The following is a 17766-nucleotide window of genomic DNA, read 5'->3' as shown; positions in this document are numbered from 1 at the left end:
CAAACGAAACTGTCGCATCCGTCGGGGAGGCCGCCTAGATGATTGTCAGTGCATTTTTATTTTCCCAGTTAAAATTATGTATTTCACCGTATTTCCGATACCGGCAAGGCAGGTATTTGACTTTTAACCCGTTATAGTATAATATTCCTGTTTTCTCCCTTTCACGGAGGTCAGGGATATGAACAGACCGAACGAGCGGCATGAATTGTTCTGCCGGGAATATGTCCGCCGGCCAGTGGGCAGCGCCGCCGCCATCGCGGCGGGGTACGGGGCGGACAACGCGGCGGCGCAGGCGTGCCGGCTGCTGGCGCGGCCGGAAATTCAGGCGCGGATCGCGGCGCTGCGCGACGAGGTCGCGGTCCGGCAGGTGGCGGATACCAATGCGGTGCTGGCCCGGCTGCAGTCGATCTACGAGTTGGCGCTGGAGCAGAACCAGCTGAATACCGCCCTGCGCGCCGTGGCGATGCAGCTGAAGGTATCCGAGGCGACCCCCGCGTGGCGGAAGGGGGCCCGTCCGGCGCAATCCGTCGCAACACCGGACCTCGACGCGATGCTGGCGGCGCTGGAGGCGAGCCTGCCGCCGGAGGTCACGGCGTCCGGCGAAGCCCCGGCCGCGCCCGCCGCGCCATCCCCGGCCCGTCCGCCCGCGCCGGATGCCGCCCGCGCGCGGGAAACGCCGCCGGTTCCGCCCCCCGGATTGCCGATAAATGCCCATAAAAGCCAACCATCCGATACTTTTCTTGCGGCGCGGAACCCGTTGCCGTTCCCGCCGGACACAATGACCGCGCGCGTCGCATTATCCGGTGGGTTGCCCGGCGGGTAGCGCGGCGAAAATGGGCGCGATGGCGGCAAATGTTAAGCGATGTTAATCGATGTATATCGCCGCAAAAATTTTCGGGAGGGGTCGCGCTGGCGTCTGTCCCGGCAATGTCGCGCGGTTGCGGCATGGGCCCCGCATCAGGTGCGGGGTGACAGTTGGGAGTGTTGCGGGGCGACAGTCGGGAATGTGCGGGCGACTGTTGGGAGTGTGCGGCGTGACAGGTGGGTGTGCGGGGGGCACGTACTGGCGTGGCGCGGGCGGCCTTGTCGTCGGGAAGGCCGCGCAAACCCGCCATACCGTCATCCCGGACCCCGATCCGGGATCCATGCGCGGCCGCCGGGGCGCGGCGGGCGGTAAACGTCCGGGGCGCTCCATGATATGTCAATCGATGTATATCGCCGCAGGATTTTTTCGGGAGGGGCGGCCGATCCGGTGACGGTTCCGATGCGGCAAGACCTGCGCGTCCCCCCTCACCTCGATCCTCTCCCCCAGAGGGGGCGAGGAAGATATTGGTGGGGCGGGACGGCGACGCTTGCGGCTCCCTCTCTGCCCCTTGGGGGCGGAGAGGGCCGGGGTGAGGTGGGGCGGCGCAGCCGGTTACCTTGTTCCCGAAAGTCGCGACATGCCGATACAAGCCTATGGAATCGAACCTTATCCCCGCGCCGCCAGCGTTTCGAAGACGTCGCCCTGGGGCATCTTTCCCTCGATATGGCGGCGGTGCCACAGCGCATAGAACAGCAGCACCCAGGCCGCCATCCTGGGGTGCTTGCCGTGCGATTCGAACAACGCGGCGATATGGCCGGTGTGGCAGAATTCGGCGACGCCGGGGCTGGCCGCGACCAGCGGGCCCAGCTGCGCGCCCCGTTCCGCCATCCAGTCGCCGACCGGCACGGTGAAGCCGCGCTTGCGGTCGAAGGCCCGGGCCTTGGGCAGCACCCGGTCGAGCCAGCGGCGCAGGATCCATTTGCCGCGCCGCCGGTGGATCTTCAGGCTGTCGGGCAGGCGGAACACCGCCTCGGCGACCTTCACGTCGAGGAAGGGCGTGCGCCCTTCCAGCCCGTGCGCCATCAGGCAGCGGTCCAGCTTGGTCAGCAGGTCGTTGGGCAGCCAGTCGGTCATGTCGACCGCCTGCATGACCTGCAGCCTGGAACGGTCGGAATGGCCGGCGGTGGTCTCGGCGGCGGCGACGCTGTCGCGCCAGCCCGCATTGCCGTCGCGCAGGATGCCCAGCCCGTCGAAGATGCCCCGGGCGCGGATCGTCCGCCCGCCCTGCCACCAGGGGCGCAGGGCGCTGCGGTAGCGCCCGTAGCCGGCGAACATCTCGTCGCCGCCCTCGCCGGACAGCACCACCTTCAGGTCCTTCGCCGCCTCCCGCGCCAGTTTCCAGGTCGGCAGGATCGCGTAGTCGGCGGCCGGGTCGTCCATGGCGGCGGCGATTTCCGGTAGCATCGACCAGAAATCCCCGCTGGAAAAATCGACCTCGTGATATTCGGCGCCGACGGTTCCGGCCAGCATGCGGGCATGCGCGCGCTCATCCGCGACGCCCGTGCCGGAAAACCCGGCCGTCATGGCGACGACCGGCCGCTCGTTCAGCCGGGTCATCTGCGCCAGCAGCACCGAGGAATCGACGCCGCCGGACAGGAACAGCCCGTAGGGCACATCCGAGCGCTGGTGCATCATGACGCTTTCCTCCAGCGCCTCGTCGAGGATCGCCAGCGCCTCCTCGACGCTCGCCGGTTGCGGCCCGCCCGGGGGCAGCGCCGCCCGGCGGCGCCGTTCGACGATACGCCCGCCGCGCACGATCAGGGTTTCGCCGGGCAGGACGCGCTTGATGTCCCGGAAGATCGTGTCGCGGCCGCAGGTGAACTGCAGCTGCATCAGCTCGCCGCGCCGTTCCGGCGCGACCTCCGGCCGCGCCAGCCCGACCGCCAGCAGCGCCTGCGGTTCGGAGGCGAAGGCGAAGAATTCCGGGGACTCGATATAGTAGAGCGGCTTGATGCCGAACGGGTCGCGGGCCAGCACCAGCCGCCCCTCGCCCGGGTCGTGGATGGCGATGGCGTACATGCCGCGCAGCGCGTTCGCGAAATCGACCCCGTCGCGCCGGTACAGGTGCAGCGGCGGTTCGCAGTCCGAACCGGTCGAGAAGGCGGCGTTGTCCAGGCCGGCGCGCAGCTCGATGTAGTTGTAGATTTCCGCATTGGCGACCAGCGCCGCGCCGCCGGGCTCATAGATCGGCTGGTCGCCGGTCTTCAGGTCGATGACCGCCAGGCGCGTCTGCAGCATGGCGACGGCGCCGGCCAGGTATTTGCCCTCGCCATCCGGCCCGCGATGGCCCAGCGCCCGCGCCAGCGGGTCCAGGATGGCCGTGTCCGGCGTGCTGCCGTCCCGCATCATGATTCCGGCAATGCCGCACATCAGACCATTATGCTTTCGAAAAATTCCATGTAGCGGGCAACGACCTTCGCCTCGGTGAACTCCGCCTCATAGGCGGTCCGGCCGCCGGTGACAAGCGTTGCGGCGAGGTCCGGGGAGGCGAGTACGCGCCGCACCGCCGCCGCCAGCGCATCCGCATCCTCCACCGGGGCCAGCAGCCCGCTCACGCCGTCGGTGATCAGGGCGCCCGGCCCCGACGATTCGGCGGCGACGACCGGGCGGTGCTGGGCCCAGGCCTCGATGACCACATTGCCCAGCGGTTCGTGCCGCGACGGGCAGATGAAGACGTCGCAGGCGGCGAACAGGGCCGGGGCGTCGGTGCGCCAGCCGAGGAAGCGGACCCGGTCGGCGATGCCCAGCCGCGCCGCCTGCTGCGCCAGTTCGGCCTGCTTCGGCCCTTCGCCCGCCAGCCACAGATACGCGCCGGGGATCTGCGCCACGGCCTGCAGCAGGACATCGAAGCCCTTGTTCGCATGCAGCCGGCCCAGCGCGAACAGCAGCGGCGCGTCGTCGGGCGTGTCGAGCGAGCGCCGCGCGACCGGCGGCATGGCGACCGCATCGACGAAGTTCGGCAGGTAGCTGGTCCGCGCGCGCGGCCATCCCGCCTCGATCAGGTAGTCGCAGATATGCCGCGTGTTGCCGACCAGATGGTCGCAGCGCTCGAAATTCGCCAGCCGGTAGTACCCGCCCAGCCGGGCGGCGAGGACGTGCCGGCCGATGGGAGCGAACCGGGTGGCGCGGCTCATCCAGCTCAGCAGGATATCCGGTTCGAACCGACGCACCGCCCGGCGCAACCGGTGGCCGGTGACGAGGTCCAGCGCGCCGCCGAAGGCGAACTCCAGCGGCGGGCGCTTCGCCGGTTGCAGCAGGGCGGCGCGCTCCGCATTGCGTCGGATGACGATCTGCTGGTCGACCCCGGCGCGGTCCAGCGCCAGGGTCAGCCGGTCGAAGAACGCCTCGGCGCCGCCATGGGCCGCCCCCGCCATGACCTGCATGACCCGCATCAGCGGTCGCCCCCGCATGCCGCCGCCGGACCGGCCGCGATGGTGAACCGCGCGTCGGGATGGCGGTCGGTCAGGTATGACAGCAGCCCTGTGGTCAGGACTGCGTCGCCAATACGGGTCGCCGTGACAAATAGGATGCGCATTTGCGCACAGGATACAAAATGCTGGAGGATATGGTTATCGGAAATACAGTGTTTTTTCGCCGGCGCCTTGCCGGATGGGGAATGGCGGACCAGTTGTATAGCCCAAACCAGGGGAAGTAACTGAAATGACGGGTCGTTACGTATTGCTGGAGGATCGCGGCATCCTCACCGTCGGCGGGGCGGATCGCGCCGAGTTCCTCCAGGGGCTGATCTCCAACGACATCGCCCGGGTCTCCGATGGCGCCGCAATCTGGGCCGCCTACCTGACCGCGCAGGGCAAGTACCTGCATGATTTCTTTGTTGTCGCGCTGGATGGCGGGTACGGGCTGGATTGCGAATCGGCGCGGCTGATGGACCTTGGCCAGCGGCTGAGCCGGCACAAGCTGCGGGCGAAGGTCGATCTCGGTATCGGGTCGGAATATGCCGTGGCGGCGCTGTTCGGCGACGGCGCGCTGGCGGCGCTGGACCTGCCGTCGACGGCGGGCGCGGCCCGGAACCGGGACGGCGGCGTCGTCTATGTCGATCCGCGCCTGGCGCAGGCCGGCGCGCGGGCGGTGCTGCCCGCGGCGACCGCCGCCGCAGCCCTGGAATCGCTGGGGTTCGCCGCGGCGTTGCCGGAAGAATACGATCTGATGCGCCTTGAACTGGGGTTGAGCGACGGCAGCCGCGACATGGTCGTCGAGAAGTCGATCCTGCTCGAATGCAATTTCGATGAATTGCACGGGGTCGACTGGGAAAAGGGCTGCTACATGGGGCAGGAACTGACGGCCCGGACGAAATACCGGGGGCTGGTGAAACGGCGGCTGGTGCCGGTTCGCCTGGACGGCCCGGCGCCGGCGTCCGGAACGCCGATACGCGCCGGCGCCCGCGATGTCGGCGAAATGCGGTCGAGCCGCGACGGAAGGGGGCTGGCCCAGCTTCGCCTGGAGGTTCTTTCCGGGGCCCCGGCGGCCGAGGGGGCGCTGATATGCGGCGAAGCGGCAGTCATCCCGGAAATACCGGACTGGATGCGGCCCTGAACCCGTTGCTGCCGTCGAAACGGCGGAACGGCCGTACCCGGAAAATTCCAATATACGCATGCACTTGGGCCGCTAATTCGGGGCTGCGGATCCTCGTGGACGGCAGTATGCCGAACGATTTGGACCGGCCGATTAAAGTCCGGTTTGGTAAACATTCGTTAATTTTTTTTTTATAACAATGACAACTCCCTAGCGCTAAAGTCTGGCGACGTGGAACGTTTCTTTATACTGGCGCCGTTCGACCCCCGGTGGGCGATGGCGAGAAGCAGGGGCATTCAAAGTCGTGAACGGCGGGCGTTCCATATCGCTGGAAGTCTACGTCCTGAAAGGCGGACGCTGGCAGATTCACGCCAATTATGACGCGATGAGTCGCGACCAGTGTCTGGAAGACGCCAGGGAACTGGACGTTTCAAGACGCTTCGAAGGAGTATGCGTCGTCCGGGAAACCTACAATTCCGAAAAGAATGCGGCCCTTGAAGCGGTTATTTACCACAGCCCGACGATGAAATCGCCGCCGCCGGTGGCGCTCGTGACCGAAGGCGCTCCCGTCAAGCCGGAACGGAAACCCGCCCCGGCCCAAAAGGGCGGCGCTCCCGAAGGGTCCTGGAAAAAGGAAAAGGAAACCGGAAAACCGGCCGCGCCGGCCAAGTCGAATGCGAACGGCGAGCCGGCGACGAAAAGTCCCCCCGCCAGGGCTGCCTCGGGCGATGCCTCCAATCTGGCGGAAGTCCTGCCCAAACTGGCGATGGTCTGCATCGTAGCCCTGGGCGGCGCGTCGATCGTATCCTATCTCTGTTCGATGCTGATCAAATTCATGCCGACATTCGGGATCGAGGTGAGCCTCGGTATTTCCCAGACAGTCCTGATTTCGATTTTCATCGTCAGCTTCCTGTTCTTTTTCGTGCCCCTGATGCGCCGGTTCGTCCCGGCGATTCAGACCGGATCCGCTGCCCGCGCGCTGTGCGCCGCCTCGCCGCCGATGCCGAAACCGGACAGGTTCGCGGCGGAAGGCCGTATGTCCGACGATGCCGACGGATATGACGATGACGCGGAAGCGTCCGCCGCACCGGAGGACGCCGGGGATGATGCGCCGTACGATGTGCCGGTTGAGACGGAAAATCCGCCGAAACCCGCCGGCGCTTCCGCTGCCGCGGCCGCCAGCGCGGATATGCTGATGTTCATTGGCGATTCGCTGGAACCGCTTGCGAAGGCCGGGCACCCGCTGAACGCGTTCAACCGGTTCGGCCTGACCCTGTTCTTTTCCGGCGCGGGCGAATACCTCGCGTCGAAGCAACGCGTCCCTGAAGCGGAGATGCAGGATATCCTGTGCACGCATATGCAGATGCTCGGCCAGACGCCGGATATGGCGCGCGGCTTCTGCGCCAATATCGGCGAGTACCTGATCAACCCGAAATATTTCCAGATGTACGAGGCGGGCCGCAGCGCCATCGCCCGGCAGGCCCAGGAGCCGGGCAACGATCTCGGCGTGATCGAGGCGGTCGACAAGTGGAACAGGCCGGAAGCCGTGACGCGGAAGAACGACAAGGAATTCGTCGCGGTGCTGTTCACCGATATCGTCGGATCGACCGCCATGACCCAGGAGCGCGGCGACGACCTGGCGCAGCTTGTCGTGCGCGAGCATAATTCGATCGTGCGCGACGCCCTGGCCCTGCATGGCGGCCGTGAGATCAAGCATACCGGCGACGGGATCATGGCGACCTTCCCGCAGGTCGCCGCCGCCGTCGAGGGGGCGGTCGCCATCCAGCAGGGCTGCCAGCGCGCCAACAGCGCCAATCCGGAACTGGGGCTGGGTATCTGCATCGGCATCAACGCCGGCGAGCCGATACACGAAGACGGCGATATCTTCGGCACGCCGGTCCAGATGGCGGCGCGCGTGCTGAGCAAGGCCGAAGGCGAGGAAATCGCCGTATCGGCCATTGTCCGGGATTTGTGTTCGGGCAAGGGCTTCGCCTTCGCGAAGAAGGGCGATTACGACCTCAAGGGCTTCGATGAGCCGGTCCCCATCTTCCTGATGCAGTGGAAGGGCGGCATGCACGCGCCCGGCGCCGTCGCCGGCGGCGAGGCCGCCTGAACCGGCATTCCGTTCCGGCCATGGCCAGCCGATTTGCCGGCTGCTATTGTTCCGGTCAGGTTCAACTTGTTGAGGAGGCCGGAACATGACCGCATGCATGGTGGGCTGGACGCATTCGAAATTCGGCAAGCTGGAAGGCGAGGACGTCGAATCCCTGATCGTGCGCGTGGCGGGCGACGCCATCGCCGATGCCGGGGTGTCCCCCGCCGATATCGATGCGATCTGGCTCGGCTTCTACAATGGCGGGTTTTCGGCCCAGGATTTCGGCGCCTCGCTGGTGCTGCAGGCCGATGACGCGCTGCGCTTCAAGCCGGCGACGCGGGTGGAAAACGCCTGCGCGACCGGGTCCGCCGCCATCCATCAGGGGCTGAACTTCCTGGAGGCGAAGAAGGGGCGGATGGTGCTGGTTGTCGGCGTCGAGAAGATGACCGACACGGCCGGCTCGGAAATCGGCGGCATCCTGATGAAGGCCAGCTACCTGAAGGAAGACGCCGCAATCGAGGGCGGTTTCGCCGGGGTCTTCGGGCGGATCACCCAGCAGTATTTCCAGAAATACGGCGACCAGAGCGACGCGCTGGCCCGCATCGCGGCCAAGAACCACAAGAACGGCTGCGGCAATCCCTATGCCCAGCTGCGCAAGGACCTCGGCTATGATTTCTGCCGCGCGATTTCCGACAGGAACCCGCTGGTGGCCGGGCCGCTGAAGCGCACCGACTGCTCGCTGGTGTCCGATGGCGCGGCGGCGGTGGTGCTGGCCGATCTCGACACGGCGCTGACCATGCCGAAGGCGGTGGTGTTCCGCGCCGCGCAGCATGTGAACGACTACCTGCCGATGAGCCGCCGCGACATGACCTTCCTGGAAGGCACGGCGAAGGCCTGGGCGGGCGCGCTGGGCCAGGCCGGGCTGACCCTGGACGACCTCAGCCTGGTCGAGACCCATGACTGTTTCACGACCGCCGAACTGCTGGAATACGAAGCCATGGGCCTCGCCGAACCGGGGCAGGGGTTCCGCCTGCTGCTCGACGGCGTCACCGAAAAGGACGGCCGCCTGCCGGTCAATCCGTCCGGCGGGCTGAAATCCAAGGGCCACCCCATCGGCGCGACCGGCGTGTCCATGCATGTGCTCTCGGCCATGCAGGTGCGCGGCGAAGCCGGCGACATGCAGGTGCGCGACGCGAAGCTGGCGGGCCTGTTCAACATGGGCGGCGCCGGGGTGGCGAACTACGTGTCGATCCTCGAAGCATTACGGTAGGGCGAGGCCGCACTATGTCTCAGAACTTTCCGGCCCTCGTGCTGACCGAGGCCGATGGCAAGGTATCGGCGGCGCTCCAGGAACTTGCCCTCGACGACCTGCCGGAAGGCGACGTCACCGTCCGGATGACCCATTCGGGCCTCAACTACAAGGACGGCATGATCGTCAACGGCATCGGCCGCCTGGTGCGCGAATACCCGCATGTGCCGGGGATCGATTTCGCCGGGGTCGTGGAAGCCTCCGACAGCGACCGCTACAGGCCGGGCGACGCCGTCGTCCTCACCGGCTGGCGCGTCGGCGAGGTCCACTGGGGCGGCTATGCCGGGATGGCGCGGGTGAAATCGGACTGGCTCGTGCCGCTGCCGGAGGGGCTGACGGCGAAGCGGGCGATGGCCATCGGCACCGCCGGGTTTACCTCGATGCTCTGCGTCGACGCGCTGGAAAACCACGGCCTGAAACCCGGTGACGGCGAAGTGCTGGTGACCGGTGCGGCGGGCGGCGTCGGCTCGGTCGCCGTGGCGATCCTGGCGCAGCGCGGCCATGCGGTGGCGGCGTCGACCGGCCGGGCGGCACAGCACGGCTTCCTGCGCGGCCTCGGCGCCTCGGCCATCGTCGACCGGGCGGAACTGTCGGAACCATCGAAACGGCCGCTGGAAGGCGAGCGCTGGTGCGGGGCGGTCGATACGGTCGGTGGCACGGTGCTGGCGCGGCTGCTGGCGCAGATATCCTATGGCGGGTCGGTCGCGGCCTGCGGGCTGGCGGGGGGCGCGAACCTCGAAACCACGGTGCTGCCCTTCCTGCTGCGCGGCGTGAACCTGCTCGGCATCGATTCGGTGATGCAGCCCTATGACAACCGGGTCAGGATCTGGCGGCGGCTGGTCGAAGACCTGCCGATGGAAAAACTGGACGCCCTGACCGCCGAAATCCCGCTGGCCGAAGTGCCGAAGGCGGCGGGCGATATCCTGAAGGGGCAGGTGCGGGGACGGCTGGTCGTCACGCTGGGCGGGTAAGCGACTGCAGGGCGGCCGCCCTGCGGCCGGGCTCATCCGGGAGGCTGAGCCTGGATCCCCGATCAAGTCGGGGATGACAGTTGGTGCCGGTTGCGATGTCGTGGCCACTTGCATCGCCAGTCACCCGGCCTCTTCCAGTCATCCCGGACCCTTCCAGTCATCCCGGACTTGATCCGGGATCCATGCCGCAACCGCACTTCCCGTCCCAAAAGGGACGCCGCCCGCTTCACCGGTTATACTCCGGCCTGTCAGCAACCCGGCACGAAGGAGGGAACGCCATGAAGGTCCTGATCTGCGGCGGCGGGGTTATCGGCGCCTCGATCGCGTATTTCCTTAGCCGGCGCGGCGTCGAAACCACCGTGGTCGAACGCACCGGTATCGCCAATGCGGCCTCCGGCAAGTCCGGCGGCTTCCTGGCGCGGGACTGGTCCGACGGCTCGCCGCTGGCGCCGCTGGCCCGCCGCAGTTTCGACCTGCACGCCGAACTGGCGGCGACCCTGGGCCGGGAGTGGGGCTACCGCCGGGTCGAAACCCTGGGCGTCGTGGCCAGCGCGTATCGTGACATGCGCCCCTACCGCCGCCGGGAATCGCCCGCATGGCTGGGCGGCGACAGCGTCGTGCACGGGCAACTCGGCACGCCGGAAACCACCGCCCAGATTCACCCCGCATTGTTTACGAAGGCGATGATGGCCGCCGCCGAAGATAACGGCGCGGCGCTGGTCGAAGGCTGCGTCGACGGGTTGTGTTTCACCCCGGACGGCGCGCGCGTCACCGGCGCCATCGTCGACGGCGCGGAAATCCGCGCCGATGCGGTGGTCATCGCCATGGGGCCGTGGTCGATCCTCGCCTGCCGCTGGCTGCCCCTGCCGGCGGTTTACGGCTCGAAGGGGCACAGCCTGGTGTTCCGCTACGAACCGACGCCGGAATCCCTGTTCGTCGAACTGGAATGGCGGGCAGGGCAGATGCGCTCGCCGGAAATCAATCCGCGCCCGGACGGCACGACCTATGTCTGCGGGTTGCCGGGCGACGACCCGCTGCCGGTCGATCCCGCCCAGGTGCTGCCCGAACCGGGCGCGTGCGAGACCCTGCGCCGGATGACCGCGCAAATATCGCCCGCACTGGGCGCGGCGGAAATCCTTGCCGAACAGGCCTGCTACCGCCCCCTCACGCAGGACGGCCTGCCGCTGATCGGCCCGGCGCCGGGCATCGCGGGGGCCTATGTCGCGACCGGCCACAACGTCTGGGGCATGCTGAACGCCCCGGCGACGGGCGAGGCGATGGCGGAACTGATCGCGGGGGGCGGGGCGACGACGGTGGATCTGCGCCCGTTCGATCCGGGGCGGATGGCGGCGATGGAGCCGGGGGCTATCTTCGGCGCGTGAATCCGGGAAGCGTGCACTTAAGGCAATTCCGCAATCGGTATGCTATTCCCATATCCTTCAAATGAATTCATTGGATTTAGATTCACATGAGCATGCTTGACCCGACCAGGAAATACCCCATGGTGATGCCCGACGGTACGGTTATAAAGACGGTCGTGCATCTCAATCAGGTTATTGACCATCCGAGAATGGAAATCGGGGACTTCAGCTATTTCGGACATCTGGAGGAGCTGGAGGATTATGCCGCGTATCTTGCGCCGTATCTGTTTCCCCTTAGCCATGAAAAACTCATCATCGGAAAATTTTGCCAGATTGCCCACGGCGCGCGCTTCGTCACGAGTTCCGCCAACCATGATATGACCGGGTTTTCCACATATCCGTTCAATAACTTCATGATGACACCGCAAACCACCACCGACGATGTTCTGGCCATGTTCGACAGTCCCGGGGCAAAGGGAGATACGGTAGTGGGAAATGATGTGTGGATTGGCGCGGAAGCCATGATTCTGCCGGGAGTCAGAATTGGCGATGGCGCAATCATCGGCGCCCGTGCGGTCGTCTCGCGGGATGTCGAGCCGTATACCGTTGTGTGCGGCAATCCGGCAAACACGATCAGGCAGCGGTTCGACGACGAAACAGTCCGCATCTTGCGCAAGGTTCGGTGGTGGGACTGGCCGGTTGAGCGAATTGAAGCGAATATTGAGGCTATAGCGAATGCGGATATTCAAAGACTCGGAGCGGTTCACGCAGAGTGGCAATACTGAGGCACTACCCTTCCTTGGTTTCCGCGGTCCTGACCAGTGGCTGCTAAAAGCTCTGGATCGTCACGCCCCCATCGATCACAATCGTCTCGCCCGAAATGAACGAGCCCGCCTTCGCGGCCAGCATCACGATGCAGCCGGCGATTTCGTCCGGGCCGCCGATTCGGCTGAGCGGGGTCATTACGGAGCGGTGTTTCAGTTTTTCCGAGCTTTCCACAGTTTGCAGCCGAAGTCGGCGCGGATCAGGTCGGGGGCGATGCATGTGATCCTTATTTGTACGGCTATTTCCGAAATTGGGGATTCAATAAACTGTCACCGAACTAGATATGGTCTTTTCTTCAGACGACGCACTGTTATTATATGTACAGGGTGAAATATTACATTTTTGTTTTACGGAAATCGTGATGACTAAAGCTCCAGGAATTTGTTTCGTAGTAAACGATATTCCTTACGCTGTATGGGAATGGGATTTACATGATAGAAATATCGAATTCATTAGAGGTATAGAGCATAATTATTTTGAATATGTAGCGCTATCCCATCTGGAAAATTTGGAAGGCGCTGATCGGAATTTGGCAGCACTTGCGATTCGAACGGCATACTTCCACGGACTTGAGACCTTGTTAACTCTTGCTTGCGCCGCAATTCAAGCGCCTTACTGCATTCCAGCTTGGATACAGCGTTGTCGGACAGAGCAACTACGAACAATTGTTGACGCAATATCCAGCGGCCATTGGACAGCATATAACCCCTTTCGCCTTCAACCCGTGTCTTGGTTAACGTTGGCTGAATTGTCTTTAAATTTTTCCGATACAACCGGGGAAGAGTTAAACGATTTGCGGAAAGAATTTGCTGATCTTTGGGGAAGAGTTTCCCGCGATTGGTTAGAGCAAGCGAGTGTTGACGAATATAACAGCATTAAACATGGACTACGAGTGAGCCAAGGAGGATTTTATTTGAAGGCGGGTATTGAACAAGAATATTGTGTTCCTCCACCTTCTGAGGAAATGAAACTGATTGGCGGAAGTAATTTTGGCTCGAAATTCTTTCAGGCTGAGGCGGTTATGAACGCATCCGATAACTCAAAAACGCATTTTCGAATAAAGCGGCATAACACGAACTGGAATCCTGAATCTTTAGCTAAAAAACTTGCGTTAATTTCAATGTCGATAGCGAATATCAAAGGGTTTCTCAGAGTAAAGAATGGAGATGCGCCAGAGGATGTAAAGGTGTTCCGTCCAAATGATATTGCATCATTCTGGGAGCCTTGGAATGAAAGCCTAGGAATCATCTCGGCGTCGATGGACACTGTCATTAGTGAGGAGAATATCGAACGGATCACGCAAGATGAAATTTTGCAGAGACTTTACATAAGAAAGGCCAAAAAAAAATAAGCGAATAGTTAGTTTGTCTCATTAAGCGCAGATAGAATTTAATCTACTTAAAACTCTGAATTGTCACCCCGCCATCGATCACAACCGTTTCCCCCGAAATGAACGATCCCGCCTTCGCCGCCAGCATCACGGCGCAGCCGGCGATTTCGTCCGGGTCGCCGATGCGGCCCAGCGGGGTCATTTCGGAGCGGCGCTTCAGTTTTTCCGGGTCTTCCCACAGTTCCCTTGCGAAGTCGGTGCGGATCAGGCCGGGGGCGATGCAGGTGACGCGGATGTTGTCCGGGCCGAATTCCACGGCCAGCGCCCTGGTGAGTTGCATGTCGGCGGCCTTGGAAATGCCGTAGGCGCCGAGCACGCCGCCGGCGCGCAACCCGCCCACCGAGGAGATGATGGTGATCGAGCCGCCGCCGCGCCGGGCGATATGCGGGCGGACCATCTGGCACAGCCAGTGGTTGGAGCGGATATTGGTTTCCATGATCCTGTCGAAGGCCGAATCCGGAATGTCCTTCAACGGGCCGAAATAGGGGTTCACCGCCGCGTTGCAGACCAGGATATCGATCCCGCCGAACCGCTTCACTGTTTGATCCACCAGCGCCTGGAGCTGGTCCTTGTGCGAGATATGGCAGGGGATGGCGGCTGCCTCCGCGCCGTGTTTCGCCCAGTTGTCGTTGATGTCCTGCGCGACCGCGTCGCACATATCGGCCTTGCGCGAGGAGATCGCCACATTGGCGCCGTGTTCCGCCATGCGGCTGGCGATGGCCCGGCCGATGCCCTTGGTGGCGCCGGTGACGATGGCGGTCTTTCCGGTGAGGTCGAAGAGGGTCATGCGGATTTCCTGTCTGTTCCGGCGGAGGGTTATGCGGCGCGGATGCCGGCTGTCAGCAGCACTGCCTGCGCATCCTGCAGGGTGAAGGTGTCGCCCGGCCCCGCGCAGTAATAGCCGAACAGGGTGCGGGTCGCCGGCGTGCCCGGCCCGCCGTCCCAGCGCTGGCTGAAGATGACGCAGCTGCGGTCCCCGGCGACGAAGCGCCGCCAGATCGAGGGGCCCATCGCGGTTTCCGACTGGTACAACTCGCCGAAAGCCGCCTTCAGCCGGACCAGGTCCGGGAAATTGGCGGCTTCCATCTTCGGGTCGTCCGGCACGTCCAGCCCCTTCGGCGTCAGCGCTTCGATCAGCATCAGTTCCGCCGTGACGCCGGACGGTGCGTCCCACCGCGCCCGTTCCACCCGGTAGCCGGATTCGGCCCGCTCCGCCCGGCGATGGCGGGCCTGCGCGGCGGACAGCGCGGGCGCGTCGAAGAAAAGCCGGGCTTGCGTATCGGCCACCGTGTTGTATGAAGGCGCGCCGCTGTCCAGCGAGCCGCAGGCGCCGAGCAGGGCGGCGGCGAAACAGAGCGTCAGGAATTTGCGTATCGTCATGGCGGGAGGATCAAAGCATATTTCCCCCGGCGTCGCCAAAGCGTAAACTGCCCTTCATCCCGATGGAGTGAATTTTATGACCCTCGATATTATCGCCACGGCCTGCCCGCACGACTGCCCCTCGACCTGCGCGCTGGAGGTCGAGCGCCTGGACGGCAACCGGATCGGGCGGGTGCGCGGCGCGAAGGACAACAGCTACACGGACGGCGTGATCTGCGCCAAGGTGGCGCGCTATGCCGAACGGGTGCATCACCCCGACCGGCTGACGCAACCGCTGCGCCGGGTCGGGGAAAAGGGCGTCGGCCGGGCGGCGTTCGAGCCGGTCTCCTGGGACGACGCGCTGGATATCACGGCGGCGGCGTTCGAGCGGGTATCGGCGCGCGACGGGCGCGAGGCGGTGTTCCCCTATCACTACGCGGGCACGATGGGGCTGGTGAGCCGCGACGGGCTGGACCGGTTCCGCCACGCGCTGGGCTATTCGCGGCAGAAAAACACGATCTGCAACACCATCGCCGATGCCGGGTGGATCGCCGGCGTGGGCGTCAAATACGGCGTCGATTCGCGCGAGATGGCGGACAGCGACCTGATCGTGATCTGGGGCGGCAATCCGGTCTCGACCCAGGTCAACGTGATGACCCATGTGGCCAAGGCGCGCAAGAATCGCGGCGCGAAGCTGGTCGTCGTCGACCCCTACCGCACGCCGACGGCGGAAGCCGCCGATGTCCATGTCATGCCCCGGCCCGGCACCGACGGCGCGCTGGTCGCCGCGCTGATCAACGTGTTCTTCCGCGACGGTTACGCGGACTGGGACTACATGCGCGAATTCACCGATGCGCCGGACGACCTGGCGGCGCATGTGGCGCAGAAGACTCCGGAATGGGCGGCGGAAATCACCGGGCTGACGGTCGCGGAAATCGAAGCCTTCGCGAAGCTGTACGGGCAGACGGAGCGGGCCTATATCCGCGTCGGGTACGGCTTCACCCGCTCGCGCAACGGCGCCGCCAACATGCATGCGGTGACCTGTCTGCCCGGCGTGACCGGCAAGTGGAAGCACCGGGGCGGCGGCGCGCTGTACGCCAATGGCGGGCTGTACGGGTTCGACATGACGCTGATCATGGGGCTGGACGTGCGCGACACCTCGATCCGGCAACTGGACCAGTCGCGGCTGGGGCCGATCCTCTGCGGCGAGCCCGATGCGCTGGAAGGCGGGCCGCCGGTCGGCGCGATGCTCATCCAGAACACCAACCCGATGGTGGTCTGCCCCGAATCCGCCAGGGTGCATGCGGGGTTCCGCCGCGACGACCTGTTCGTCTGCGTGCATGAACAGTTCATGACCGAGACGGCGGCGATGGCCGATATCGTGCTGCCGGCGACGACCTTCCTGGAACACGAGGACATCTACCAGTCGGGCGGCCACACGCATTTCTATGTCACCAAGCGGGTGATCGAGCCGCTGGGCGAATCCCGCCCCAATCACGATGTGCTGTGCGGGCTGGCGAAGCGGCTGGGGTCGGATCATCCCGGTTTCGACATGTCATGCTGGGAGATCATCGAGCAGACCCTGAAGAAGTCGGGCCTGCCGGATGCGGAAACACTGCATCGCGACCGCTGGACGGATGTCGCGCCGGGGTTCGAGCGGACCCATTTCGCGAAGGGATTCGGCCATCCCGACGGCCGGTTCCGGTTCCGCCCGAAATGGTCGGAAATCGGCGCCGGCCATGCGGGCATGCCGGAAATGCCCGGCTATTACGAGGTCATCGAACAGGCCGACGATGCGCATCCGTTCCGGCTCGTCGCGGCGCCGGCGCGCAATTTCCTCAATTCCAGCTTCACCGAAACGCCGACCAGCCGGCAGCGCGAAGGGCGGCCGACGGCGATGATCCATCCCGACGACTGCGAAGCGCTCGGGCTCGCCGATGGCGATCCGGTGCGGCTGGGCAACGCGCGGGGTTCGGTGCTGGTCCACACGCGGGTGTTCGACGGCGTCCAGCGCGGCGTCGTCGTCGTGGAAAGCCTGTGGCCGAACGCGGCCTTCGTGGAGGGTATGGGGATCAACGTCCTGATCGGGGCGGAGGCGGTGCGGCCGAACGGGGGCGCGGCCTTCCATGACACAGCCATATGGCTGCGCGCCGCGTGACGGCGGCGCCGGAGGGAAAACCGCATATCGTCGTCATTGGCAACGAAAAGGGCGGTTCGGGCAAATCGACCACGGCCATGCACCTGATCGCGGGGCTGTTGCAGGGCGGTTTTCGCGTCGGGTCCATCGACCTGGACGCGGGGCAGGGCACCCTGACCCGCTACGTGGGGAACCGGAACCAGTACAACGCATCGAACGGCCAGCGCCTCGTCGTCCCGGACCATCGACGGATCGAACCCAGCGACCTGGACAGCGGGCTGGAGGCCCGCATGGTGGACCGCGGACGGTTGGAAGCCGGCCTGGCGGAACTGGGCCGGGAAAACGCGTTTATCGTGATCGATACGCCGGGCAGCGACACGGCGCTGTCGCGCCATGCCCACAGCCGCGCGGATACGCTGATCACGCCGCTGAACGACAGCTATATCGACCTCGACCTGCTGGCGGATGTCGATCCGGATACGGGCCGGGTCCGCCATCCCAGCCGCTACGCCGAAATGGTCTGGGAGCAGAAAAAGGCCCGCGCCCTGCGCGACGGCGGATCGATCGACTGGATCGTCATGCGCAACCGCATGGGGACGCTGGAATCCCGCAACAAGCGGTCGATTGACCGCACCATAAAGGAACTGTCGCGCCGGATCGGGTTCCGGCTGGCGCCGGGGTTCAGCGAGCGGGTGGTCTTTCGCGAACTGTTCCTGAAGGGGCTGACCCTGCTGGATCTGCGCAATCCGGCATCGGGCCTGAAAATGAACATGTCGCATATCGCGGCGCGGCAGGAAGTGCGCCAGTTGCTGCAGGCCATCGGGCTGCCGACGACGGAATAGATCGCCGGTATCGTCCAAAAAACTGGAATTTTCGGGTCAAAAGACCCCATATTGAGCCTATGGCCAAACTGCCCGCTTC

Annotated in this window: 15 protein-coding genes and 1 pseudogene; 10 read left to right on the top strand and 6 right to left on the bottom strand. The window is 64.8% G+C overall.

All coding sequences use genetic code 11. From position 1 onward, the window contains the following. The first annotated feature begins 178 nt into the window (after positions 1–178). Positions 179–823, top strand: coding sequence for a terminase small subunit (locus WD767_02240; GenBank protein ID MEX2614892.1), 645 nt, complete (start codon positions 179–181; stop codon positions 821–823). A 648-nt stretch (positions 824–1471) separates the two neighbouring features. Here the strand turns inward: WD767_02240 and asnB are convergent. From asnB to WD767_02225, 3 genes and pseudogenes are all read right to left on the bottom strand, one after another. Next, entirely contained in the window at positions 1472–3235 is a 1764-nt protein-coding gene (gene asnB, locus WD767_02235; protein MEX2614891.1) for an asparagine synthase (glutamine-hydrolyzing), read from the bottom strand. Beyond that, the gene (locus tag WD767_02230; GenBank protein ID MEX2614890.1) at positions 3235–4275 is read right to left on the bottom strand and encodes a glycosyltransferase; all 1041 of its coding nucleotides are present in this window, start codon (positions 4273–4275) and stop codon (positions 3235–3237) included. The genes asnB and WD767_02230 overlap by 1 nt, the downstream gene beginning before the upstream one ends. After that, a pseudogene (locus WD767_02225) lies at positions 4275–4400 on the bottom strand (glycosyltransferase family 9 protein). Before WD767_02225 ends, WD767_02230 begins: the two are co-directional and overlap by 1 nt. Positions 4401–4525: 125 nt before the next feature. Between WD767_02225 and WD767_02220 the strand changes: the two are divergent. The 6 genes from WD767_02220 to WD767_02195 all read left to right on the top strand — a co-directional run bounded on the left by WD767_02220 (position 4526) and on the right by WD767_02195 (position 11919). Beyond that, positions 4526–5419 (top strand): folate-binding protein, encoded by an 894-nt coding sequence (locus tag WD767_02220; GenBank protein MEX2614889.1) that lies wholly within the window; start codon positions 4526–4528, stop codon positions 5417–5419. A 283-nt stretch (positions 5420–5702) separates the two neighbouring features. Further along, positions 5703–7511, top strand: a complete 1809-nt coding sequence (locus tag WD767_02215) for an adenylate/guanylate cyclase domain-containing protein (GenBank protein ID MEX2614888.1) — start codon at positions 5703–5705, stop codon at positions 7509–7511. 85 nt (positions 7512–7596) lie between these two features. Beyond that, positions 7597–8763 (top strand): acetyl-CoA acetyltransferase, encoded by a 1167-nt coding sequence (locus WD767_02210; protein MEX2614887.1) that lies wholly within the window; start codon positions 7597–7599, stop codon positions 8761–8763. 14 nt (positions 8764–8777) lie between these two features. Next, positions 8778–9773 (top strand): MDR family oxidoreductase, encoded by a 996-nt coding sequence (locus WD767_02205; protein MEX2614886.1) that lies wholly within the window; start codon positions 8778–8780, stop codon positions 9771–9773. Between the two features lie 278 nt (positions 9774–10051). Then, entirely contained in the window at positions 10052–11155 is a 1104-nt protein-coding gene (locus WD767_02200; GenBank protein MEX2614885.1) for an FAD-dependent oxidoreductase, read from the top strand. Between the two features lie 86 nt (positions 11156–11241). Next, positions 11242–11919 (top strand): CatB-related O-acetyltransferase, encoded by a 678-nt coding sequence (locus tag WD767_02195; GenBank protein ID MEX2614884.1) that lies wholly within the window; start codon positions 11242–11244, stop codon positions 11917–11919. A 43-nt stretch (positions 11920–11962) separates the two neighbouring features. On the opposite strand, the gene WD767_02190 is transcribed toward WD767_02195, so the two are convergent. Then, positions 11963–12178, bottom strand: a complete 216-nt coding sequence (locus WD767_02190) for an SDR family oxidoreductase (protein MEX2614883.1) — start codon at positions 12176–12178, stop codon at positions 11963–11965. Positions 12179–12320: 142 nt separating this feature from the next. Here WD767_02190 and WD767_02185 point away from each other — a divergent pair, with 142 nt between their 5' ends. Beyond that, entirely contained in the window at positions 12321–13310 is a 990-nt protein-coding gene (locus WD767_02185; GenBank protein MEX2614882.1) for a hypothetical protein, read from the top strand. A gap of 43 nt (positions 13311–13353) precedes the next feature. Here the strand turns inward: WD767_02185 and WD767_02180 are convergent, their stop codons facing one another. Continuing rightward, positions 13354–14136, bottom strand: a complete 783-nt coding sequence (locus WD767_02180; protein ID MEX2614881.1) for an SDR family oxidoreductase — start codon at positions 14134–14136, stop codon at positions 13354–13356. 29 nt (positions 14137–14165) lie between these two features. Then, positions 14166–14729: a hypothetical protein gene (locus WD767_02175; GenBank protein MEX2614880.1), complete on the bottom strand. Its 564-nt coding sequence runs from the start codon at positions 14727–14729 to the stop codon at positions 14166–14168. A gap of 76 nt (positions 14730–14805) precedes the next feature. Here WD767_02175 and WD767_02170 point away from each other — a divergent pair, with 76 nt between their 5' ends. Then, positions 14806–16866, top strand: a complete 2061-nt coding sequence (locus tag WD767_02170) for a molybdopterin oxidoreductase family protein (protein MEX2614879.1) — start codon at positions 14806–14808, stop codon at positions 16864–16866. Continuing rightward, on the top strand, positions 16848–17687 hold the full coding sequence (locus tag WD767_02165; protein ID MEX2614878.1) for a division plane positioning ATPase MipZ: 840 nt from the start codon (positions 16848–16850) through the stop codon (positions 17685–17687). Before WD767_02170 ends, WD767_02165 begins: the two co-directional genes overlap by 19 nt. Positions 17688–17766: the final 79 nt, after the last annotated feature.

Source organism: Alphaproteobacteria bacterium (assembly GCA_040905865.1).
Taxonomy (GTDB): domain Bacteria; phylum Pseudomonadota; class Alphaproteobacteria; order UBA8366.
The sequence above is the reverse complement of the archived record's forward strand: the minus strand, read 5'-3'. Positions and strand labels throughout refer to the sequence as shown.

Excerpts from the sequence above, each read along its gene's own strand:
- asnB (MEX2614891.1), bottom strand. The coding sequence starts at position 3,235 with ATGTGCGGCATTGCCGGAATCATGATGCGGGACGGCAGCACGCCGGAC.
- WD767_02180 (MEX2614881.1), bottom strand. The coding sequence starts at position 14,136 with ATGACCCTCTTCGACCTCACCGGAAAGACCGCCATCGTCACCGGCGCC.
- WD767_02230 (MEX2614890.1), bottom strand. The coding sequence starts at position 4,275 with ATGCGGGGGCGACCGCTGATGCGGGTCATGCAGGTCATGGCGGGGGCG.
- WD767_02165 (MEX2614878.1), top strand. The coding sequence starts at position 16,848 with ATGGCTGCGCGCCGCGTGACGGCGGCGCCGGAGGGAAAACCGCATATC.
- WD767_02190 (MEX2614883.1), bottom strand. The coding sequence starts at position 12,178 with ATGCATCGCCCCCGACCTGATCCGCGCCGACTTCGGCTGCAAACTGTG.
- WD767_02220 (MEX2614889.1), top strand. The coding sequence starts at position 4,526 with ATGACGGGTCGTTACGTATTGCTGGAGGATCGCGGCATCCTCACCGTC.
- WD767_02210 (MEX2614887.1), top strand. The coding sequence starts at position 7,597 with ATGACCGCATGCATGGTGGGCTGGACGCATTCGAAATTCGGCAAGCTG.
- WD767_02170 (MEX2614879.1), top strand. The coding sequence starts at position 14,806 with ATGACCCTCGATATTATCGCCACGGCCTGCCCGCACGACTGCCCCTCG.
- WD767_02240 (MEX2614892.1), top strand. The coding sequence starts at position 179 with ATGAACAGACCGAACGAGCGGCATGAATTGTTCTGCCGGGAATATGTC.
- WD767_02185 (MEX2614882.1), top strand. The coding sequence starts at position 12,321 with ATGACTAAAGCTCCAGGAATTTGTTTCGTAGTAAACGATATTCCTTAC.
- WD767_02175 (MEX2614880.1), bottom strand. The coding sequence starts at position 14,729 with ATGACGATACGCAAATTCCTGACGCTCTGTTTCGCCGCCGCCCTGCTC.
- WD767_02200 (MEX2614885.1), top strand. The coding sequence starts at position 10,052 with ATGAAGGTCCTGATCTGCGGCGGCGGGGTTATCGGCGCCTCGATCGCG.
- WD767_02205 (MEX2614886.1), top strand. The coding sequence starts at position 8,778 with ATGTCTCAGAACTTTCCGGCCCTCGTGCTGACCGAGGCCGATGGCAAG.
- WD767_02195 (MEX2614884.1), top strand. The coding sequence starts at position 11,242 with ATGAGCATGCTTGACCCGACCAGGAAATACCCCATGGTGATGCCCGAC.